Source organism: Anaerophaga thermohalophila DSM 12881 (assembly GCF_000191885.1).
Classification (GTDB): domain Bacteria; phylum Bacteroidota; class Bacteroidia; order Bacteroidales; family Marinilabiliaceae; genus Anaerophaga; species Anaerophaga thermohalophila.
On record NZ_AEWI01000104.1, the window covers coordinates 1 to 837 of the forward strand.

1 protein-coding gene is annotated in these 837 nt (G+C 39.4%); it reads right to left on the reverse strand.

The genetic code is table 11. The annotated features are described in order from the left end of the window. Positions 1–85: 85 nt before the first annotated feature. The gene (locus ATH1_RS22350; protein WP_010424041.1) at positions 86–793 is read right to left on the reverse strand and encodes a hypothetical protein; all 708 of its coding nucleotides are present in this window, start codon (positions 791–793) and stop codon (positions 86–88) included. Positions 794–837: the final 44 nt, after the last annotated feature.

Below are 837 nucleotides of genomic sequence, written 5' to 3' on the forward strand. Positions count from 1 at the left end.
TTATCTTCTACAAATTTAACGATTAATAATTACTTTCTGTTTCATTTCAACGTATGATATTTCTCCAACTCCTTCTGCAAATTCTCTAAATTATCCGTTCTGTACCTTCCGTGGAGCTTACATATTTATGTCCTGCCATGCATTGCACTTCCCGAAGGTTGTAATGTTTCAGCCAGTTGGTAATCACAGAAGCCCATATTTGTGCCATGCTTTTTAACCCGGGTTCGTAGTGGTTTATCATGGCTTTTATTCTTGACATACCCCGGATTAACCGCTTTTTATGGAACAAAAAGTTTCCTTCTATTTCATCATCTAAAGACTTTCTCTCAGTTAAAAGATATTCGTGCAATGGCAGTATTTGAAAGGGCTTCAGGTCTAATACCCGTTTATTGGTACGTTTGGTGGATGGGATGTAAATCTTGCCCTTTTCGAGTTGTAAATGACTAATTTCAAGTTTTGTTAGTTCCTGTTCCTGAAGGCCCTGGTAAATTCTAAGGCCTAAAATCAAGTGATAGGTTTTTAAGATGTTTTCATGTGTCCAGGGGGTCTTGCTTTCGGGGAACTTTTGGTAAATGCGGTCAAGCTGTTTCCCGGTAAATAAATCGTGTGGTATCCGTCTTTGAACCCCCTTTAACCGTATGGGGTCGGCTATGTCGGGCAACCCTTTAAATTCAAGGTAATAAGCTATTTTCTTTAACTCTGAATTGATGGTTTTTGCCTGCAGGCCCCGGCTTTTCCGGTAGCGGATATATTGAATTAAATTCTCGTGTTCCAGGTTTTCAATGGCTCCCAACTTGTCATCTTACTATCATAAAATTCTGTATTCCAGTCAGATGG